The organism is Ruegeria sp. BHSC026 (assembly GCF_059613065.1).
In genome coordinates, this window is sequence record NZ_JBXWRV010000010.1 from 59,183 (window position 1) to 78,898 (window position 19,716).

Below are 19,716 nucleotides of genomic sequence, written 5' to 3' on the forward strand. Positions count from 1 at the left end.
TTGGCTGGTCAATAAAACCTGCCGTCAGTCGAACTTCCGCGAGGGGGCCAGAACCATGGCCTCGCCTACCAGGACCTTCTTGCCATCGACCGAGCAGTGGCAGTCCAGCTTGACTCGGCGCTTGGCAAAGTCGATGTCGATCACCTTGACCTCGGCATAGACCATGTCGCCGGGGCGGACCGGCGCAAGGAATTTGAGCGACTGACCCATGTAGACAGTCCCATGGCCCGGAAGCTGTTCGCCGATCACGGCCGAGATCAGACCAGCGGTCAGCATCCCGTGGGCGATGCGCCCTTCGAAAATCGTATCGCGGGCATAGTCGTCATCCAGATGCACCGGGTTCCGGTCGGTCGAGACCTGGGCGAACATCTCGATGTCTTCGTCCGTCACCACTTTGCGCAGGTGCCGGGTCATACCCATTTCGATGTCTTCGATACAGATCGTTCCGCGCGGAAGATTGTCCAACATGTCGCCCTCACTATGCATCGGTCCGGCAACAAAAAATCACCAACGACCCAAGATTGGTAACTTTATTACTTTGCAACTGCAGAAAATCAAGCGTTTTCTGCTTAGCGTAGGCGGCCGATCGTATAGGTTGGGTTAATCTTTTCCTTGAAAATATAATCGCTCAAGGCATCCGGATCCGGCTGGTGCGACGTTTTTGTTTCCGATGCCGCCAGCCCGCCGCTGATGAAAAGGGAATCAATGCCCTCACCCATGGCGCCCGCGATATCGGTATGCGGCCCGTCGCCGATCGCGAGGATCTCGTCGTCTGATATGTCCACTCCCAGCGCGCGAAGGCGGCGCCGTGCCAGATCGTAGATGGGCGGATGCGGTTTGCCGAAATACAGGCTCTCGCCACCCATTTCGGTGTAGAGCTTGGCCAGCGCACCGGCGCACCATTCCCGCACCTCGCCCCGGTCGACGACGATGTCAGGGTTGGCGCACAGCAGCTTCAGGCCTTTCTGCTTGGCGTACAGGAAGTCCGGCCGGTTCACGGCCGGATCGGCCATCGGATCGAACGGGCCACAGCAGACGATCCCCTCGGCCTGGTCCAGCGGCACGCGTTCGATGTGGATCGGGTGATCCAGAATTTTCAGTGGCTCGAAAAAGCCCGCGTCCCGATCCCATTCGCCCATGAAATAAACTTTTTCACCAACTGCACCGCGAAACATTGCCGAGCGCGCGGAATCACCGCTGGTCGCGATCGTGTCGTACGCATCCGAAGGAACGTTGAACTGTTTCAGTTGCTCGGCTACGCCAGCTCGCGGTTTTGGTGAATTGGTCACCAAAACCACCTTTCCCCCTTTGCTGCGGTAGGCTTTCAACGCGTCTACGGCCTCGGGGAAGGCGGTGATACCATTGTGCACGCACCCCCACAGGTCCACAAAAAGGGCTTTGTAGCGGTCGGATACCGCGTCGAGAGCAGGGATGATCTGGGTCATGATTGTCTCTTCTGGCTTGGGCCTCGCATCAACCCAAGCCTATGGCAGAGCCGGACCGAATTTGCCAGAGGGGGCTCTGCCCCCGCCGCCTTGGGACGGCTCCCCCGGGATATTTGCCGCCAGATGAAGGGCGACACCTTGACTTCATCTGGCCCAAAATATCCCGGAGCGCGAGGCAGAGCCTCGCAAATGAAATGGCACCCGCACAGCGGGTGCCAATCCTTGTGTTTCGGCGAAGTCAGACCTTCAGGTTCGGAATGATCTGCTTCTTGCGGCTCATGATTCCCGGCAGAACGACGGTGTCGCCGTCAACCGAGGCGCCAAAGCTCTTTTCGGCGACGGATTTGACCAAGTCGTTGGGCACCAGCAGGGTGGCCTCTTCATTCAGGATGTCAACGACGAAGAGCAGAACCTGGTCCACGCCATCTTCCTTGGCCACTTCGAGCATCGACTGGGCGAGGCTGTCCTTGCGGTCCAGCACCACGCTCGGCGCGGTGGTTTCCAGAACGGAGACGCGGAACTTGGTGCCGTCGACCTCGTATTCCTTGCTGTCCATGCGGATCAGTTCGGCGTCCGAGAAGGACGATACGTCCGATTTCGCTGCGAACATGTCGGCGGCATAGGCCGAAATATCCAAGCCAAGATCAGCGGCCAGTTTCTCGGCAACGTCTCGGTCATGTGTGGTTGTGGTGGGCGAGCGGAACTCCAGCGTGTCCGACAGGATGCAGGTCAGGGCGGCGCCTTTGATGGCGTCGGGCATCTTGGCGGCATCGTCGCCCATAAGGTCGATCATGATGGTTGCGGTACAGGCCAGCGGACGCACGGTGATGTCGATCGGGCCTTTGGTTTCAAGCCCGCCGACCAGCTTGTGGTGGTCGATGATGGCCCGGATATCGGCGTTGTTGACGTTGGCCGGCAACTCGGCCGGGTTGTTGGTGTCGACGATGACAACCGGAGCATCGGTCTCGACATCCCCGATGATGCGCGGCTTGGGCAGGTCCCAGCGCTGCAGCATGAAGGCGGCCTCGGTGTTGGGTTCGCCCAGCAGGACGGCCTCGGCCTTTTCGCCTTTGACTTCGTTGAGATACCAGGCCCACAGGATCGGAGATCCGGTCGAGTCGGTGTCGGGGGATTTATGGCCAAATACTTGGATGGTCATTTTGGATTCCTGATGCTGGATGTTTGCGCGCCTTATAGAAGGCGGGGCGGGCCTTGTCACCCGGCAGAAAAGGGCCTGCGACCGTTGGTCTGACGCCCGCCGCGCCTAATCAGAACGGCGCCCGGGTCAGGCTGTACCCGGCGAGCGAGAGTTGGTTCAGCAGCCCGTGCCGCCCGGGCAGGTGTCCGGCGCCAACTGCAACCACTGCGGTTTGGCTGTCAAGCGCCAGAATCTTTTGCATCCAGTTGGCATTGCGCTGGACCAGCATCTGATCTTCGAAACCGGCCCATTCGCGGGCAAACACCTCGGGCGACAGCCCCGAAGCATCGCGCCCCAGAATTTTCGCCAATTGCAGGATTTCGGCGTGTTTCTCCTCGATATACGCGTTGGCCATCGTCGCCATCTGGTCATCTTCGGCCTGCAATGCATCGGCCATGCGAACCAGCGACTGCACCTGGTCTTCCAGGGGGTGGCTCTGGAAGATTGCGATCAGGTCCTCGATCCTTTCCAGGGAATATTGCGGGATCCCTCGCGCCTGCGCCAGTTCGGCCAGGCGCGCGTCCATACCGTAGTCGGCGTCGGGCATCTGCAGCATGCAAGGCGGCATGCCCAGCATCATCGAAAGGAACCAGGGCTGCATCTTGGCCGCCATCCACCCAGGTATGCCGCGCGCGGCAAGAGAGGCCGAGATCCGCGCCCAGTCCGATTCGCTCATCATCTCGATCAGGGTGGGGCCGGAGGTGATCAGAACCGGGCTAAGATCCGTCGCCAAGGTTTTTTCAAATTCAGCCATGTCGGATTGGGTGATCTCGAAATAGAATGCGTCGGCCCGGCTCAGCGTCGGGGTCAGCCGCTCGACGATCGGGCCCATGCGCGGGTCGTTGAGGTGGAGTGTGCCGATCAGGTGCAGGACCGTTTCCCCCTTGCGCGCGATCCAGTGGTTGCCTGCGGGAAATGGCGTCTGGCTGACGGCGGCCTCCAGTTCGGCGCGCGTTTCAGGCGCCATGGCCAGCCGCAGATCGTGCCCGTCGCAGTCGGCCTTGCCCACGACAGGGGACAACAGAAACAGTGCAAGCAGGAACAGGCGCATGGAACGATCCGATTGCAGGAAATCTCGCCCGTCCTTAGACCCCGCGCATGCGCCATGCGCAACCCATCCACTGGCATTCCCCGAGATTCCCCGTAGCATGAGCGCATGAACCGCGAGCAGGACCTCTATCCCCCGATCAAAGCGCTTCTCGAGCGCCAGGGCTACGTCGTCAAGGGCGAAGTCGGCGCGGCCGACATCGTCGCCGTCCGGGGCGCTGAGGACCCCGTCATCGTCGAGTTGAAGCTGCGATTCTCGCTGGCGCTGTTCCATCAGGCAGTAGCGCGCCAGAAGATCACCGATCATGTCTATATCGCCGTTTGCAGACCGACAGGGCGGACGGCAAGGCGCGCGCTGCGGGACAACCTGTCCCTGTGCCGGCGGCTGGGGTTGGGTCTGATGACCGTCCGCGGCGACGGTGCGGTCGATGTTCATTGTGATCCGGGGCCTTACTCTCCGCGCAAGGCCAAGGGCAGGGCTGCCCGCCTGCTGCGCGAGTTCGATCGGTTGCAGGGCGATCCGAATGCCGGGGGCGCCACCCGCCATGGCATCGTGACGGCCTATCGCCAGGACGCATTGAAATGCGCTGCCCATCTGGCCGAACACGGTGCCACCAAGGGCGCCGAGGTGGCCCGCGCCGCGCAAGTGCCCCACGCCACACGCCTGATGCGCGACAATCACTATGGCTGGTTCGAAAAGGTCGAGAAGGGCATTTACGCCCTTTCAGCCGCAGGGCGTGCGGGTTTGAAACACTGGGCCTGCAGTTGGGAAAACGATGACTAATCCGCGCTGGGCGCGGCGAAAAAAATTTTTCATCGGGATTGTTGACAGCTTCCGGGCGACCGCCTAGCTATACGCCGTTAGCACTCGCCAAGTGTGAGTGCTAACGCCTCGCGAAGCCGCGAGGAGGGGATTAACAACCTTTGAGCCTCAAGGAGCTGCAAAGATGGCATTCAAACCACTTCATGACCGGGTGCTGGTGCGCCGCGTGGAAAGCGAAGAGAAGACCGCCGGCGGTCTGATCATTCCCGACAGTGCAAAAGAAAAACCCAGCGAAGGTATTGTCGTTGCTTGTGGCGAAGGCGCCCGCAAGGACAGCGGCGAGCTGATCCCGATGGCCGTTTCCGAAGGCGACAAGATCCTGTTCGGCAAATGGTCGGGCACCGAAGTCACCGTCGACGGTGAAGAGCTGCTCATCATGAAAGAGAGCGACATTCTGGGCATTGTCGAGGCGTCGTCCGCCGCGAAGGCCGCCTGAACGCCTCGGATCATCTGAGACACGCAATTTACCGAAGATACGGAGAGAGACATGTCTGCAAAGGACGTCAAATTCGATACCGATGCCCGCAACCGCATGCTGAAGGGCGTCAACATCCTGGCTGATGCCGTCAAAGTGACCCTGGGCCCCAAAGGCCGCAACGTGGTGCTGGACAAATCGTTCGGCGCGCCGCGCATCACCAAGGACGGTGTTTCGGTCGCCAAAGAAATCGAACTGGAAGACAAGTTCGAAAACATGGGTGCGCAGATGGTGAAGGAAGTCGCCAGCCGCACCAACGACGAAGCCGGTGACGGCACCACCACCGCAACCGTTCTGGCTCAGGCCATCGTCAAGGAAGGCCTCAAGCAGGTTGCAGCCGGCCTGAACCCGATGGACCTCAAGCGCGGCATCGACATGGCAACCGCCAAGGTCGTCGAAGCCATCAAAGCCGCTGCCCGCGAAGTCAAGGACAGCGACGAGGTTGCGCAGGTTGGTACCATCTCGGCCAACGGCGAAGCTGAAATCGGCCGCCAGATCGCAGACGCGATGCAGAAGGTCGGCAACGAAGGCGTCATCACCGTCGAAGAGAACAAAGGTCTGGAAACCGAGACCGACGTCGTCGAAGGCATGCAGTTCGATCGCGGTTACCTGTCGCCCTACTTCGTGACCAATGCCGACAAGATGATCGCCGAGCTGGAAGACTGCATGATCCTGCTGCACGAGAAGAAGCTCTCGTCTCTGCAGCCGATGGTTCCGCTGCTGGAGCAGGTGATCCAGTCGCAGAAGCCGCTGCTGATCATTGCCGAGGACGTTGAAGGCGAAGCGCTGGCAACCCTGGTTGTCAACAAGCTGCGTGGCGGCCTGAAGATTGCTGCCGTCAAGGCTCCGGGCTTCGGCGATCGCCGCAAGGCCATGCTGCAGGACATCGCAATCCTGACCGGCGGTCAGGTCATCAGCGAAGAACTGGGCATGAAGCTGGAAAACGTTACCATCGACATGCTGGGTTCGGCCAAGAAGGTCACCATTTCGAAAGACGAAACCACCATCGTCGACGGTGCTGGCGAGAAGGCCGAGATCGAGGCACGCGTTGCCCAGATCCGCGCCCAGATCGAAGAAACCACCAGCGACTATGACCGCGAGAAGCTGCAGGAGCGCGTTGCCAAGCTGGCCGGCGGTGTTGCCGTGATCCGCGTCGGTGGCATGACCGAGGTTGAAGTGAAAGAGCGCAAGGACCGCGTGGACGACGCTCTGAACGCAACCCGTGCGGCCGTTCAGGAAGGTGTCGTCGTGGGTGGCGGTGTTGCCCTGGTTCAGGCCGGCAAGGCTCTGGGCGACGTGAAAGGCGCAAACGCCGATCAGGACGCAGGCATCAACATCATTCGCAAGGCCATCGAGGCTCCGCTGCGCCAGATCGCCGAGAACGCAGGCGTCGATGGTGCCGTGGTTGCCGGCAAAGTCCGCGAATCGACCGATCCGGCCTTCGGCTTCAACGCCCAGACCGAAGAGTATGGCGACATGTTCAAGTTCGGCGTGATCGACCCGGCCAAAGTGGTGCGGACCGCTCTGGAAGACGCAGCCTCGGTTGCCGGTCTGCTGATCACCACCGAAGCCATGGTTGCCGACAAGCCCGCCAAGGAAGGCGCTGGCGCCGGTGCCGGCATGCCCGACATGGGCGGCATGGGCGGCATGATGTAAACAATCGAATTCGCCTCGGCGAATTCGACCTCCCGATCAGGGAGCATCTGGTTAAGATGATGCGGGGTCGCCTTCGGGCGACCCCGTTTTTTTGCCGCGCACCGATGCACGCGGCGGACCGGTCGAAAACAGAAGATGTCGCGGGCGAAAGGAATGGGGTGAGTGTCGGCGATGAAACGGCTAAGGAGGGGGCATGCGACTGATTGCTCTGACCACTTTGACCATGTGCGCCTTTGCGGCCAACTCGGTCCTGACCCGGGCCGCTATTGACGGTGGCGCCAGCGACCCGGCCGGGTTCGCGGTCGTGCGGGTCATGTCCGGAGCCGTGGTTCTAGCCTGCCTTGTGATGCTGCGCTCTGGCCGGTTGCGGCTGTGGCATCCCCGCCGCATCGTCGGGGCAGGGGCGCTGTCCCTCTACATGGTCGGATTTTCCGCCGCCTACCTGACATTGGATGCCGGGCTTGGGGCACTGATTCTGTTTGGCGTCGTGCAATTGTCGATGTTCGCGGCCAGCAGCCTTAATGGGGCGGCTGCGGATAGGCGGCAGGTGGCGGGAGCGGTGGTCGCGATGGCCGGGCTGACTTGGGTCCTGTGGCCCTCGGGCTCTGTTCGGGTGGATCCGACAGGCGCGGCTCTGATGGCTGCCGCGGGGGTCGGCTGGGCCGCGTATTCCTTTGCGGGTCGCACTGAAGGTGATCCGCTGGCGGGTACGGCCGCCAATTTCGTATGGGCGCTTCCGGTCACTGCGACCGTGCTGCTGGCGATCGGTGGCACATGGCACCTGACCCCTTGGGGTTTTGCGTTGGCCGCTCTCTCTGGCGGTGTCGCCTCGGGGCTGGGGTATGCTCTGTGGTATCGCATCCTGCCGTTGATGGCCCCGGCTCAGGCGGCGGTCGTGCAACTCAGCGTGCCGGTGATCGCCATCGTCGCGGGGGCGGCTTTGCTGAACGAGGCGCCCGGAGCGCGGCTTGTACTGGGCGCCGGTCTTGTTCTTGGCGGTATTCTGGTGGCGGTCTTGCAGCCGAAAGCCAGCTAGGTCTTTCCTCGGTCGGGATAAAGCATTATCTGGCGGGAATGCGTTTTCTGATCGTCATCCTTCTGTGCCTGGCGCCTTCGCTGGCGCACGCCAAATGCGTGGTTCTTCTGCATGGGCTTGCCCGGACCGAGGCATCCTTTTCGGTCATGGAGGAATTGTTCGAACTGCACGGTTATGACGTCGTGCGCCCGGGCTACCCTTCCACCGACCTGCCGATTCCCGAATTGGCGGACCAGACCTTGCCAGCGGCCTTTTCGGCCTGCAACGGCGACACGGCGAACGTGGTGGCGCATTCGATGGGCGGCATCCTGCTGCGCTATTGGCTGCAGGATCATCGCCCGGAAAACCTGGGCCGCGTGGTCATGCTGGGCCCGCCCAATCAAGGTAGCCAGCTGGTCGACGAACTGGGCGATCTCGAGGTGTTCGGCTTGTTGAACGGGCCTGCGGGACTGCAGCTGGGAACAGGCTCCGAGGGCATCCCCCGACGCCTGCCACCGGTGGATTTCAAACTCGGGGTGATCGCCGGGGAAAACTCGTTGAACCCTGTCTTTTCGGCGCTGGTCGACGGGCCGGACGACGGCAAGGTCGCGGTCGAGGAAACCAAGGTCGAGGGCATGGCCGACCACATCGTCTTGCCGGTGACACACACCTTCATGATGAACAACCCGCGGGTCATGGCCCAAGCGCTGCATTTCATAGAATACGGATCTTTCGACCGCAGCATCACCTGGCTGGACGGTGTTCTCGATATCATCGATGAGATCTGCATCGGCCAGGACTGCGGCGAACCCAACTCGGAGCCCACGCGGTGACCGCATTGGAACTGACCTTTACCGGGGCGCAGGTCCTGCACCCTGACTGCGGACTTGTCGGTGATGACCTCTCGATCGCCGATGGCTTGATCCAAGAAGGCGGCGGTGCGCCGGTCGTTGATCTGAACGGCTATCTGGTCCTGCCGGGCATCATCGACCTGCACGGTGACGGGTTCGAGCGTCACATCGCCCCGCGCCGGGGGGCCATGAAGCAGATGGACGAGGGAATCCGCGCCGCCGAGGCCGAGCTGGCGGCCAATGGCATCACCACCGCCGTGCTGGCGCAATTCTACAGCTGGGAGGGCGGCGTGCGCGGCCCTCGTTTCGCCGCCGACGTGTTCCGCGCGATCGCGGCGGTGAAGGGCAGCGTGGTCACTGACCTGATCCCGCAGTTGCGGTTCGAAACCCACCTGCTGGACGATTGTGCCGACCTGCCGGGGCGCATCGCTGACTGGCAGGTGCCCTATGTCGTGTTCAACGATCACCTGCCGCATGACCGTCTGGCGCAGGGGCGCACCCCGCCGCGTTTGACAGGGCAAGCGCTCAAGGCCGGTCGCAGCCCCGAGGCGCACCTGAAGATGCTGCAGGCGATGCATGCCCGGACCTCCGAGGTACCCGCCGCGCTTGATGCGCTGTGCGCGGCGCTGGCCCAACAAGGCGTGCGTCTGGGCAGCCATGACGACGCGACGGCAGAGGCCCGTTCCCAATGGCGCAAACGCGGCGTGCATATCGCCGAATTTCCCGAAACGCTCGAAGCGGCCGAGGCTGCCAAGGCTGCGGGCGATCACGTCATTCTGGGCTCGCCCAACGTGGTGCGGGGCGGATCGCACAAGGGTAATGTCAGCGCGCTGGACCTGCTCGCCATGGGGCTGTGCGATGCGCTGGCGTCGGACTACCACTATCCCAGCCCGCGCAGGGCGGCGCTGATGCTGATGAAATCGGGGCTGATGGATCTGGCGGGCGCATGGGCACTGGTGTCGTCGGGGCCCGCACGGGTACTTGGCCTTAAGGACCGCGGGTCGCTGCAACCCGGCCAACGCGCCGATCTGGTCATTCTAGACGCTGAAACGCAGCGCGTGGCGGCAACCATCGCCGGCGGCCGGGTCAGTTTCCTGTCGGGGGATATCGCCGGGCGGTTCGTCGCCGCGGCGCGCTAGCGTTTGATCCGGTTGAAATGGCCCATCTTGCGGCCCGGCTTGACCGCGGCCTTGCCATACAGGTGCAGGGCCACGTCACGCTGTTGCGCAAGCTCGGGCACGCGGTCCATATCGTCGCCGATCAGGTTCTCCATCACCACATCCGCGTGACGCTGCCCGTCGCCCAGCGGCCAGCCAGCCACGGCGCGGATATGCTGCTCGAACTGATCGACCGCGCAGCCGTTCTGCGTCCAGTGACCCGAGTTGTGAACGCGCGGCGCGATCTCGTTCACGATCAGGCCCTGCGGTGTCACGAACAGTTCGACCCCCATGACGCCGACATAATCCAGCGCGTTCAGGATATTCGCGGCCAGCAGCACCGCGTCGGTCCGCAGGGCAGGGGACAGGCGCGCGGGCACCGTGGTCGTGTGCAGGATGCCGTCGCGATGCACGTTCTCGCCGGGGTCGAAACAGGCCACCTGGCCGTCCAGCCCGCGGGCGGCGATGATCGACACCTCGTGGCTGAAATTCACGAAGCCTTCCAGGATCGCGGGTGCACCCTGCATGTCAGCCAGCGCGGCCCGGGCGTCCTCGGGCGTCTTCAGCCGCGCCTGCCCCTTGCCGTCATAGCCGAAGCGGCGGGTCTTGAGGATCGCCGGCGTGCCGATCCGTTCGATGGCGGCCTGCAGGCTTTCCAGGTCGGTCACATCGGCAAAGGGTGCGGTGTTCAGGCCCAGACCTTGCAGGAATGTCTTTTCGGTCAACCGGTCCTGGCTGACCCGCAGCGCCTCGCGGCCGGGCCGGATGGGGCGGTACAACTCCAGAACGTCCAGCGCCTCGGTCGGGATGTTTTCGAACTCGTAGGTGATGACATCGACGGATTGCGCAAAAGCGGCCAGCGCCTCGGCATCCTCATAGGATGCGGTGGTCACGCGATGCGCCACCTGGCCCGCGGGCGGGTTGGCGCCCGGCTCAAAAATATGGGTCACGAAGCCCAGTCGCGCCGCGGCCATCGACAGCATCCGGCCCAATTGGCCGCCGCCCAGAATTCCGATCACCGCGCCGGGCTGCAAGGGGCTACTCATCGCGGGGCTCCTCGGGGATCGAGTCCGACAGTGCCGCACGCCAGGCGTCCAGCCGGTCGGCTAGGGCTGCGTCCTGCAGGGCCAGAATGCCAGCGGCCATCAGGCCGGCATTGGCGCCGCCGGCCGAACCGATGGCCATGGTCGCAACCGGAAAGCCCTTGGGCATCTGCACAATGGAATAGAGCGAGTCGACACCGGACAGCGCCCGCGTCTGAACTGGAACGCCGATCACCGGCACCCGCGTCTTGGACGCCATCATGCCCGGTAGGTGCGCGGCACCGCCAGCGCCGGCGATGATCACCTGAAGCCCGCGCTGCACGGCGCTCTTCCCGTACTCCCACAGACGGTCCGGCGTACGGTGGGCCGAGACGATTTTGGCCTCGTAGGCCACACCCAGTTCGTCCAGTATCTCTGCAGCGCCTTTCATGGTGGGCCAGTCCGACTGGCTGCCCATGATGATTCCGACCTTGATCTCGCTCATCTGCCCTGTTCCCCGCCTGCGTTAGGAAGCGCGCACTATAGTGAAATCCGCTTGCGTGGCAATGCGGTTGACCGCGCCGGATCAGGCGATGATATCAGGGGTCAGGCGATCCTCGATCAGCCGGATGATGTCCTTAAGGCGCAGCTTCTGTTTCTTCAGACGCTTCACCGTCAGCTGGTCGGCGGTGCCGGTCGCCTCGAGCGCCTTGATCGCCTCGTCCAAGTCGCGGTGCTGCTGGCGGAACACCTCCAGTTCGACACGCAGAACCTCGTCGGTTTTCATCGAAATGTCGGTGGGCGCATTCATGGGCGACTCATTCGTGGCTGGTGGTGCGTGACCCACAGAATAGTGCGTTCGGGTGAAATCTCCTAGACCTTGTGGTCGGCCGTATTTCACCCCATATTCTGATGTGTGCGGTTGCCGACTTGGGGCCGCGCATCACGTCGCTTTGACAAAGAAGGACGAGAAAACGTGTCAAAACTTACTCTTGGCTCATACCCGCATCTTCTGGGGTTCGAGCAGTTGGAACGCCTTCTGGAACGGTCCGCAAAGGCCGGAAACGAAGGGTATCCGCCCTACAACATCGAACAGACATCCGATCACTCGTACCGCATCACCCTGGCCGTGGCCGGGTTTTCCGAAGACGACCTGTCGATCACCATCGAGGATCGGCAACTGGTGATCCGGGGCCGTCAACGCGACGACAGCGAGGGGCGCGTGTTCCTGCATCGCGGCATCGCGGCCCGTCAGTTCCAGCGCATGTTCGTTCTGGCCGACGGGGTCGAAGTGGGCGAGGCCATCATGGAAAACGGTCTGCTGCACATCGACCTGACCCGCGCCGTGCCGGAAGCCGTGGTGCAGACGATCAACATCAGGAAAGGGTAAGCCATGAATACACCGTATGAAATCAACACCGAAGGCGATCGGATCGTCTATGTGAAAGCCGTGGACGTGGCCAAGCTGCCGCATGAGGTGCGCGCGCAGGCCGGAGATCTGGAGCATCTCTATGCCGTCCACAACTCGGACGGGCAGCAATTGGCGCTGGTTGCCGACCGCAAGCTGGCCTTCGTTCTGGCCCGCCAGCATGACCTGTCGCCGGTGGCCGTGCACTGACACGGCCCGCGACGGCGCAGTTCAGGCCGCGCGAATGGACATACTCCCACCCGCAGGGCCCGGCCCTGAGCGTAGACCGACAGGGCACGAGGGCACATGAGCTGGTTCGAATTCGATTGGGTGGACGCCTTCAGCGACCGCGCCTTTGGCGGAAATGGCTGTGCGGTCGTGCATGAGGGTGCACATCTGCCCGTTTCGGTCTGCACAGCCTTCGTCCGCGAAACCTCGTTGGTGGAATGCACCTTTACCGGCCCTTCGGACGTGGCCGATGTCCGGGTGCGCTATTTCCTGGCCAGCCGTGAAATTCCCTTTGCCGGTCACCCGACCATAGCCACCGTGGCGGCGATGCGCAGTCGCGGGCTGATCTTGGGCAACACCCTGACCCTGGAAACCGGTGCGGGGATCGTGGGCATCCGTTTGGATGGCGACCAGATCGAGATGACGCAGGTCGCGCCGGAGTTCGGCCCGCATGTCGCGCCCGAGCTGGCGGCGGCCGCCATCGGGCTGCCCGCCAGCGCGATCGTTTCGCCGCCGCAGTTGGTTTCGACCGGGCTGCCGTTCTGCATTACCGTTCTGCGCGATCACGCGGCCCTGCGCGCGGCACAACTGAACCTGGATGCGCTGCGCCAAGTGGCGCAGACGGCGGGCTATTCAGGCGCCGACATGGCCGAACCTTTCCTGGTGACGCTGCAAGGCGCAACCGAGGCGGGCGACACGTTCTCGCGCCTGCTGCTGGCCCCGCCCAGCCCGCCGGAAGACCCGTTCACCGGATCGGCCACCGGCGCCATGGCGGCGTATCTGTGGAAATACGGGCTGATGGCCAAGGACAGCTTTGTCGCCGAACAGGGCCACGACATGGGTCGCCCGGGGCAGGCCGTCGTCACCCGCGTGGGGCCGCCGGATGCGATGACGGGCATCAAGGTCGCCGGGTGCGGGTTCGTCCTGATGCGCGGCCAGACCGACCTGCCGGACACCCTGCAATGACCGAATCTGCGATCGCGATCCTGCCCTACGGCCACCGTCTGGGGCCGAAACTGGCATCGGTGCCGCTGTCCGATCTGATCTGGCCTTTGGGCTGCCCCGAGCGGTTGACGGGCAAGACCGTGGGCGACCTGACACCATCGGACCATCTGCTCATGTATCCCAACTCGACTGTGCATTTGCGGCTGCGGCGCGGCACGCGGGCGCGGATATCTCTGATGATGGGCGAGCCGTCGGCCATCCATGGCAAGCATGACCGGATGCTGCGATGGACCTGGCGGCGATTCTTCCGGGTGTTCACCTTCCACGAGGTGTTGCTGGACAGCTTGCCCAACGCGGTGTTCCTGCCCTATGGCGTGACCCAGGTGCCCGATTGGCGCGACTTGGACGTGACCAAGCACCGGTCGTGCTCGCTGATCGCCTCGGCCAAGCGCGATCTTGAGGGGCATCAGCTACGCCATGCGGTGATCGACTGGGCGCGCGAAGCGGGGGCCGATGTCGACATCATGGGCCGTGGCTACAACCCGTTCGAGCGCAAATCCGACGGGCTGGCGCCTTATCGCTATTCGGTCATCATCGAAAACGTGCGTGAGCGGAACTACTTTTCAGAAAAACTGACTGACGCGATCCTGTGCGCGACCGTGCCGATCTATTGGGGCTGCCCGAATATCGGTGATTTTTTCGATACCAAGGGCATGATCCTGTGTAACAGCCAAGCCGATATCCAGCGTGCGATTCAATCGGCGTCCGAAGAGGATTATCAATCACGCCTGCCGCATCTGCGGGCCATACAGGACAAGGCGGCGTGGTTCGGCGATTTCGAAACCCGCGCGGCACAGGCCCTGCGTGACGCCTTGCGCGGCTGACGATCACCTTTGGCGCCGGACCAAAAAGAAAGGCCCCCGGAAACCGGGGGCCTCTGAACTTTGGGGCAGCTCGGATCACGACGCCGCGATCAGCCCCATGCTTTCCAGCTTCAGCAGAACCTGGTGGGCGCAGTTGTCCACGTCCACATTCTCAGTCTCGACCCGCAGTTCCGGGTTTTCGGGCACGTCATAGGGGTCCGAAATTCCGGTGAATTCCTTGATCTTGCCTTCGCGCGCCAGCTTGTACAGGCCCTTGCGGTCGCGGCGCTCGCATTCCTCGAGGCTGGTGGCCACGTGGACCTCGCAGAAGGCGCCAAACTGCTCGATCTCCTCACGCACGGCGCGGCGTGTGGCCGCGTAGGGTGCGATCGGGGCACAAATGGCAATGCCGCCATTCTTGGTGATCTCGGAGGCCACATAGCCGATGCGGCGGATGTTCAGGTCGCGGTGTTCCTTCGAGAAGCCCAGTTCCGAGCTGAGGTTCTTGCGGACGATGTCACCGTCCAGCAGCGTGACGGGACGGCCGCCCATCTCCATCAGCTTGACCATCAGAGCGTTGGCGATGGTCGATTTGCCCGAGCCCGAGAAACCGGTGAAGAAGACGGTAAAGCCCTGCTGGCTGCGCGGCGGATAGCGGCGGCGCAGCTGCTCGACCACCTCGGGGAACGAGAACCACTCGGGGATCTCGAGCCCTTCGCGCAGACGGCGGCGCAGTTCGGTGCCCGAGATGTTCAGGATCGTGACGTTGTCCTTGTCCTCGATCTCGTCCGCGGGTTCGTACTGGGCGCGCTCCTGCACATAGACCATGTGTTTGAAGTCGACCATCTCGATGCCGATCTCGTCCTGGTATTTGCGGAACAGGTCCTGCGCGTCGTAGGGACCATAGAAGTCCTCGCCCTGGCTGTTCTTGCCCGGGCCGGCATGGTCACGGCCGACGATGAAATGGGTGCAGCCGTGGTTCTTGCGGATAAGGCCGTGCCAGACCGCTTCGCGCGGGCCTGCCATGCGCATCGCCAGGTTCAGCAGGCTCATCGTGGTTGTCGAGGCCGGGTATTTGTCCAGCACCGCCTCATAGCAGCGTACGCGGGTGAAATGATCAACATCGCCGGGCTTGGTCAGGCCTACGACCGGATGAATCAGCAGGTTGGCCTGCGCCTCACGCGCGGCACGGAAGGTCAGTTCCTGATGCGCGCGGTGCAGCGGGTTGCGGGTCTGAAACGCGACGATGCGGCGCCAGCCCAGCTTGCGGAAATAGGCGCGCAGCTCGTTCGGCGTGTCGCGGCGGGCTTTGAAGTCGTAATGCACCGGCGGCTGGATGCCGGTCACGGGACCGCCAAGGTAAACCTTCCCGGCCACGTTGTGCAGATAGTTGACGGCCGGGTGCGCCAAGTCGTCAGCACCGAAAACCTTTTCGGCCTCGCGCGACTTGTCCGGGGTCCAGCGGTCGGTCACCGTCATGGTGCCCAGGATCACGCCTTCTTGGTCGCGCAGGGCGATGTCCTGACCCAGCTCGATCTGTTCGGCGAACTCTTCACTGACATCCAGGGTGATCGGCATCGGCCAAAGGCTGCCATCGGCCAGGCGCATTTTCTCGACCACGCTGTCATAGTCGGCTTCGGTCAGGAAACCCTTGAGCGGGTTGAACCCGCCGTTCATCAGCAGTTCCAGGTCGCAAATCTGGCGCGGGGTCAGATCCCAGCTGGTCAGGTCGGCGGCTTCGACCTTCAGCTTCTGTGCGGATTCATAAGAAACATACAGCTCCGGGATCGGGGCCAGATTACTCAACATCGTCATTGCAATACTCTTGTCGCAGTGTGGTTGCTTGGTGATTCAGGTGCGTTCCGTGGGGGCATGTGCCCCGGTCGGTGAGCAAAGTCCACACCGTTTCATGAAACAAAGGAGGATATGCGCGGTTTTTGCCGGTTTTGGAAGAATTTTCCCCGAAAATCTCGCGAACGTAGCCAGATTTCTGCAAATCGCCGACAATCGGGTCAGTCGGCGATGATTTGTTCCGCGGGCGCCAGCAAAGTGTTCAGATCGCTGGCACGTTCAACCGCCAGCGCGGCCAGCGGTTCCGACACGCCGCGCAGCAGGAAACTTCGCAAGGTCAGCGCATCGGTCGCGACCCCCGCCGCGCGCAACACGATCTCCGAGGCCAGAAGCTCGACCCCAAGGGCTTTGGTTTCGCTCTCCAGGCGGCTGGCCACGTTGACCGCGTCGCCGATGATCGTGCGGGCTGCATGACCGGCAGCACCGATTTCGCCCAGGACCAGATCGCCCAGATGCAGGCCCATGCCGATGCGGATCTCGGGGCTGTTTTCCGCGGCCAACTTCTGGTTGAACCGCTGCAGGGCCCGGCTGATATTTGCGGCGGACTTCAATCCGGCTCGGGCCGAACTGGCCGCATCCGCCGTTTCGTAGACCGCCAGCAACCCGTCGCCCATGTATTTGTCGACGGTGCCCCCGTCGGCGGTGATGGCCGGAACGATCGCATCGAAGAACCGGTTCAACAGAAACACGATGTCGTAGGGCAGTTGCCCGGTAGTGCGCGCCGTAAAGCCGCGCATGTCGAGAAACAGCACGGCCAGTTTCCGTTCCTGCCCCTGGCTGGCATGGGCGCGTTGCCGCCCGCCGTCGGGCCGGAACACCCGGAACACGGTCAGCGGATCCTGGGGGCGGACCTGGCAGGCGAGGCGCGTGCGTTCGGCGGCTCCAACAGCCTTCAGGCTGCGCGCCTCGGACGAGCTGGGCGCGGGCAGCCGGTCCGCGCCGTCTTCGACGATCACCCGGCAGGTGGTGCATCGCCCTTTGCCGCCGCACAGGGCGGTATGGGGAACGCCGTTGGCCCGCGAGATTTCCAGCAGGGTCAGCCCTTTTTCCGACACCACCTCGGGGCCGTCCACATAACGCACCCGGACCGAATGCCGCCTGCGCCATATCTTGCGCCCGAAATGCACCGCGAGCGCCGCGCCCAGCGCCACCCAGAACACCATCAGCGCGTTGTCTTTCACGCCGAGCATGGTTTCAAAGGCTTCGGGGCGAGGCCAGTTGTAATGTTCGATATACTGCTCGCGCAGGTCGGGAACGGCGAAATCGGCCCAGATGCGCCGCCCCTCGGTCAGCAGGCCGGCCAAGGCAAAGCCAGGAATGAACACGGCGACGCCGATCAGATAGGGCACCAGCTTGCCCCACCAGCGGGTCAGTCTCAGCCACATGTGCAGCCCGATGCAGCCGTGGATCCAAACCACCAGCATCAACGTGCTCTGCATCCAGATGGCCACGTTGGGCCACATCAGGATGATGATGTAACCCATCTCGTCATTGACGCCGAAAACCTCATGCGCATAGCGCGTGTGCACGATATGCGAGATCAGCTGTAGGGGGATCAACAGTCCCAGCACCACTTGCAGGGCTGTTTGAAAAGGCATGCGCAGCGTCCGGCGCCGGGCGATCGACACCAGGGCAAGCCCGGCATGGGTCAGCAGTGCAGAATACAGCAGAACGCCACCCAGAACATGCCGGGTGACCTGCTGCCGCGCATCCTGCATCCCGTGCAGGTGGTCGGTGTGAAACAGACCCAGCCCTATATTCAGGAAATGAAAGAAGGCGAAGGTGAACAGAACCAAGCCGCTAGCGATGCGCAGGCGGGTCGTCCAAGTGCCCTGCCAAAGAGGGTTGCCCAATCTATCACCCGTTTCTTACGTGCGTGCCGTAAGTCTGCGGCGCGGGGGTACCCCGGGTCAAGCGTAGGGCAAAACGAAAAAAAAACGCGGCACCTGCGTGCCGCGTTTTAGGGGTTATTCCTGTTCGGCCAGGAACCGTTCGGCATCCAGCGCCGCCATGCAGCCCATTCCGGCCGAGGTCACCGCCTGCCGATACACATGGTCGGTCAGGTCGCCGGCCGCGAACACGCCGGGGATCGAGGTCTGCGTGGTGCCGGGTTTGGTTTTGACATAGCCGCCCATATGGGTTTCCAGCACGTCCTTGACCAGCTCGTTGGCGGGCGCGTGGCCGATGGCGACGAACACACCCTTGCAGGGGATCTCGGTGATCTCGCCGGTCTTGACGTTTCTCACCCGCACGCCTTCGACGCCCAGCGGATCCTCGGTGCCGAACACCTCTTCCAGTTCGTGGAACCACAGCGGCTCGATCTTTTCGTTCTTGAACAGGCGGTCCTGCAGTATCTTTTCGGCGCGCAGCTCGTCCCGGCGGTGGATCAGCGTGACCTTGCTGGCGAAATTGGTCAGGAACAGCGCTTCTTCCACGGCGGTGTTGCCGCCGCCGATCACCACGATCTCCTGCCCACGATAGAAGAAGCCGTCACAGGTGGCGCAGGCCGAAACACCGAAGCCCTTGAATTTCTCCTCCGACGGCAGCCCCAGCCATTTGGCGCGCGCACCGGTCGCCAGGATCACCGCGTCGGCGGTATAAATCGTGCCGCTGTCGCCCTTGGCGGTGAAAGGACGTTTGGACAGGTCCAGGTCATTGATGATGTCACCGATCACCTCGCAGCCCATGGCCTTGGCGTGATCCTGCATGCGCACCATCAAATCCGGGCCCTGAACCTCGGTGTCGCCGGGCCAGTTTTCGACCTCGGTGGTGGTGGTCAACTGGCCGCCCGGCTCGATGCCCTGCACCAGAATCGGGTTCAGCATCGCGCGGCTGGCATAGATGCCCGCGGTGTATCCGGCAGGCCCCGATCCGATGATAAGAACCTTTGTGTGTCGTGTCTCGGCCATGGAATCCCCACTCGAATTTGCCTGTGCCCGTCGCGGGCGCCGGACCTCGATATAGCGGTGGCATCGCACGGCTTAAAGCCCCTTCCTGTCACGCCTGCGTCAGGCGGGGCGGGCAGGGTCGGCGCGAAAAGAAAATTGCGCAGATGCGAAAGAATATTGCGCGCAGCCTGGGTGCTGATATAAGAACCGAAAAATTCAGGAGCACCGCATGGTCACGACACGGCTGGATGAGATCGACCGAAAGATCCTTGCAGAATTGCAGGCGGATGGGCGCATGACCAATGTCGAACTGGCAAAACGCGTTGGAATTTCAGCGCCGCCCTGCCTGCGCCGCGTGCGCACGCTCGAGGAGGCCGGGTACATCCGCGGCTACCACGCCGAGGTCAACGCCCGCGAGCTGGGATTCGAAGTTCAGGTTTTTGCGATGGTGGGACTGGAAAGCCAGGCCGAGGCGGAACTGCGGGCGTTCGAAGACCGCTGCCGCGACTGGCCGCTGGTCCGGGAATGCCACATGCTGAACGGCGAGGTGGACTTCATCCTGAAATGCGTCGCCCCCGACCTCAGCAGTTTTCAACAGTTCCTGACGGGCGAGTTGCTGACCACGCCGAACGTGGCCAGCGTCAAGACCTCGCTTGTCATCCGCGGCGCCAAGGACGAACCGGGCGTCCCGTTCGACGTGCTGGAAGAACGGATGAACCGGACGGCGTGACCCCGGCCTGCGCCGTTTGCGGTGCGCAAGGCGGCAAGATAGCGGCGATGGCCAACGAAATGGCCCAACTGATCAAGATCTGCATGTTTCCCCCACTTTGATGCAGTTTTAAGT

General features: G+C 62.8%; 21 protein-coding genes. 11 read left to right on the forward strand and 10 right to left on the reverse strand.

Annotated elements, in window-relative coordinates; translation table 11 throughout:
• Nucleotides 1–24: 24 nt before the first annotated feature.
• The 4 genes from AC2FME_RS13180 to AC2FME_RS13195 form a co-directional block, all read right to left on the reverse strand.
• The gene (locus AC2FME_RS13180; RefSeq protein WP_005981529.1) at nt 25–468 is read right to left on the reverse strand and encodes a MaoC family dehydratase; all 444 of its coding nucleotides are present in this window, start codon (nt 466–468) and stop codon (nt 25–27) included.
• Nucleotides 469–569: 101 nt separating this feature from the next.
• Nucleotides 570–1,445, reverse strand: a complete 876-nt coding sequence (locus tag AC2FME_RS13185; RefSeq protein WP_496795218.1) for a TIGR01459 family HAD-type hydrolase — start codon at nt 1,443–1,445, stop codon at nt 570–572.
• A 238-nt stretch (nt 1,446–1,683) separates the two neighbouring features.
• Nucleotides 1,684–2,604, reverse strand: coding sequence for a manganese-dependent inorganic pyrophosphatase (locus AC2FME_RS13190; protein ID WP_496678608.1), 921 nt, complete (start codon nt 2,602–2,604; stop codon nt 1,684–1,686).
• A gap of 109 nt (nt 2,605–2,713) precedes the next feature.
• Complete coding sequence (locus AC2FME_RS13195) at nt 2,714–3,694, reverse strand: TraB/GumN family protein (RefSeq protein WP_496800645.1); 981 nt, start codon at nt 3,692–3,694, stop codon at nt 2,714–2,716.
• A 105-nt stretch (nt 3,695–3,799) separates the two neighbouring features.
• Between AC2FME_RS13195 and AC2FME_RS13200 the strand changes: the two genes are divergently transcribed.
• The 6 genes from AC2FME_RS13200 (at nt 3,800) to AC2FME_RS13225 (ending at nt 9,649) form a co-directional block, all read left to right on the forward strand.
• Nucleotides 3,800–4,474 carry a DUF2161 domain-containing phosphodiesterase gene (locus tag AC2FME_RS13200; RefSeq protein ID WP_496800646.1) on the forward strand — a complete coding sequence of 225 codons (675 nt, stop codon included), beginning with the start codon at nt 3,800–3,802 and terminating at the stop codon, nt 4,472–4,474.
• Nucleotides 4,475–4,637: 163 nt separating this feature from the next.
• Entirely contained in the window at nt 4,638–4,949 is a 312-nt protein-coding gene (locus AC2FME_RS13205; RefSeq protein ID WP_496678603.1) for a co-chaperone GroES, read from the forward strand.
• A gap of 51 nt (nt 4,950–5,000) precedes the next feature.
• Complete coding sequence (groL, locus tag AC2FME_RS13210) at nt 5,001–6,644, forward strand: chaperonin GroEL (RefSeq protein WP_496678602.1); 1,644 nt, start codon at nt 5,001–5,003, stop codon at nt 6,642–6,644.
• Nucleotides 6,645–6,837: 193 nt separating this feature from the next.
• Nucleotides 6,838–7,680: a DMT family transporter gene (locus AC2FME_RS13215; protein WP_496800647.1), complete on the forward strand. Its 843-nt coding sequence runs from the start codon at nt 6,838–6,840 to the stop codon at nt 7,678–7,680.
• A gap of 38 nt (nt 7,681–7,718) precedes the next feature.
• Nucleotides 7,719–8,492, forward strand: coding sequence for an alpha/beta fold hydrolase (locus AC2FME_RS13220; protein ID WP_496678599.1), 774 nt, complete (start codon nt 7,719–7,721; stop codon nt 8,490–8,492).
• The gene (locus AC2FME_RS13225; RefSeq protein WP_496800648.1) at nt 8,489–9,649 is read left to right on the forward strand and encodes an alpha-D-ribose 1-methylphosphonate 5-triphosphate diphosphatase; all 1,161 of its coding nucleotides are present in this window, start codon (nt 8,489–8,491) and stop codon (nt 9,647–9,649) included. Before AC2FME_RS13220 ends, AC2FME_RS13225 begins: the two co-directional genes overlap by 4 nt.
• On the opposite strand, the gene AC2FME_RS13230 is transcribed toward AC2FME_RS13225, so the two are convergent.
• The 3 genes from AC2FME_RS13230 to AC2FME_RS13240 all read right to left on the reverse strand — a co-directional run bounded on the left by AC2FME_RS13230 (nt 9,646) and on the right by AC2FME_RS13240 (nt 11,500).
• Nucleotides 9,646–10,713, reverse strand: coding sequence for a 5-(carboxyamino)imidazole ribonucleotide synthase (locus tag AC2FME_RS13230; protein WP_496800649.1), 1,068 nt, complete (start codon nt 10,711–10,713; stop codon nt 9,646–9,648). The genes AC2FME_RS13225 and AC2FME_RS13230 overlap by 4 nt on opposite strands.
• Complete coding sequence (gene purE / locus AC2FME_RS13235; protein WP_496687236.1) at nt 10,706–11,194, reverse strand: 5-(carboxyamino)imidazole ribonucleotide mutase; 489 nt, start codon at nt 11,192–11,194, stop codon at nt 10,706–10,708. Before purE ends, AC2FME_RS13230 begins: the two co-directional genes overlap by 8 nt.
• A gap of 81 nt (nt 11,195–11,275) precedes the next feature.
• Nucleotides 11,276–11,500 (reverse strand): YdcH family protein, encoded by a 225-nt coding sequence (locus AC2FME_RS13240; protein WP_005981552.1) that lies wholly within the window; start codon nt 11,498–11,500, stop codon nt 11,276–11,278.
• A 165-nt stretch (nt 11,501–11,665) separates the two neighbouring features.
• Between AC2FME_RS13240 and AC2FME_RS13245 the strand changes: the two genes are divergently transcribed.
• From AC2FME_RS13245 to AC2FME_RS13260, 4 genes are all read left to right on the forward strand, one after another.
• Complete coding sequence (locus AC2FME_RS13245) at nt 11,666–12,079, forward strand: Hsp20 family protein (protein ID WP_149776452.1); 414 nt, start codon at nt 11,666–11,668, stop codon at nt 12,077–12,079.
• A gap of 3 nt (nt 12,080–12,082) precedes the next feature.
• Complete coding sequence (locus AC2FME_RS13250; RefSeq protein WP_496678593.1) at nt 12,083–12,307, forward strand: DUF1150 family protein; 225 nt, start codon at nt 12,083–12,085, stop codon at nt 12,305–12,307.
• Nucleotides 12,308–12,403: 96 nt separating this feature from the next.
• A complete protein-coding gene (locus AC2FME_RS13255) occupies nt 12,404–13,291 on the forward strand; it encodes a PhzF family phenazine biosynthesis protein (RefSeq protein ID WP_496800650.1) in 888 nt (295 codons plus the stop codon).
• Entirely contained in the window at nt 13,288–14,154 is an 867-nt protein-coding gene (locus tag AC2FME_RS13260; RefSeq protein WP_496800651.1) for a hypothetical protein, read from the forward strand. Before AC2FME_RS13255 ends, AC2FME_RS13260 begins: the two co-directional genes overlap by 4 nt.
• A gap of 75 nt (nt 14,155–14,229) precedes the next feature.
• Here the strand turns inward: AC2FME_RS13260 and AC2FME_RS13265 are convergent, their stop codons facing one another.
• The 3 genes from AC2FME_RS13265 to trxB form a co-directional block, all read right to left on the reverse strand.
• Complete coding sequence (locus AC2FME_RS13265) at nt 14,230–15,948, reverse strand: bifunctional sulfate adenylyltransferase/adenylylsulfate kinase (protein ID WP_496711258.1); 1,719 nt, start codon at nt 15,946–15,948, stop codon at nt 14,230–14,232.
• Between the two features lie 197 nt (nt 15,949–16,145).
• The gene (locus AC2FME_RS13270; RefSeq protein ID WP_496800652.1) at nt 16,146–17,837 is read right to left on the reverse strand and encodes an adenylate/guanylate cyclase domain-containing protein; all 1,692 of its coding nucleotides are present in this window, start codon (nt 17,835–17,837) and stop codon (nt 16,146–16,148) included.
• A 114-nt stretch (nt 17,838–17,951) separates the two neighbouring features.
• Nucleotides 17,952–18,893 (reverse strand): thioredoxin-disulfide reductase, encoded by a 942-nt coding sequence (gene trxB, locus AC2FME_RS13275; protein WP_496687241.1) that lies wholly within the window; start codon nt 18,891–18,893, stop codon nt 17,952–17,954.
• Between the two features lie 208 nt (nt 18,894–19,101).
• Between trxB and AC2FME_RS13280 the strand changes: the two genes are divergently transcribed.
• A complete protein-coding gene (locus AC2FME_RS13280; RefSeq protein WP_005981568.1) occupies nt 19,102–19,602 on the forward strand; it encodes an Lrp/AsnC family transcriptional regulator in 501 nt (166 codons plus the stop codon).
• The last annotated feature ends 114 nt before the right edge of the window (nt 19,603–19,716 follow it).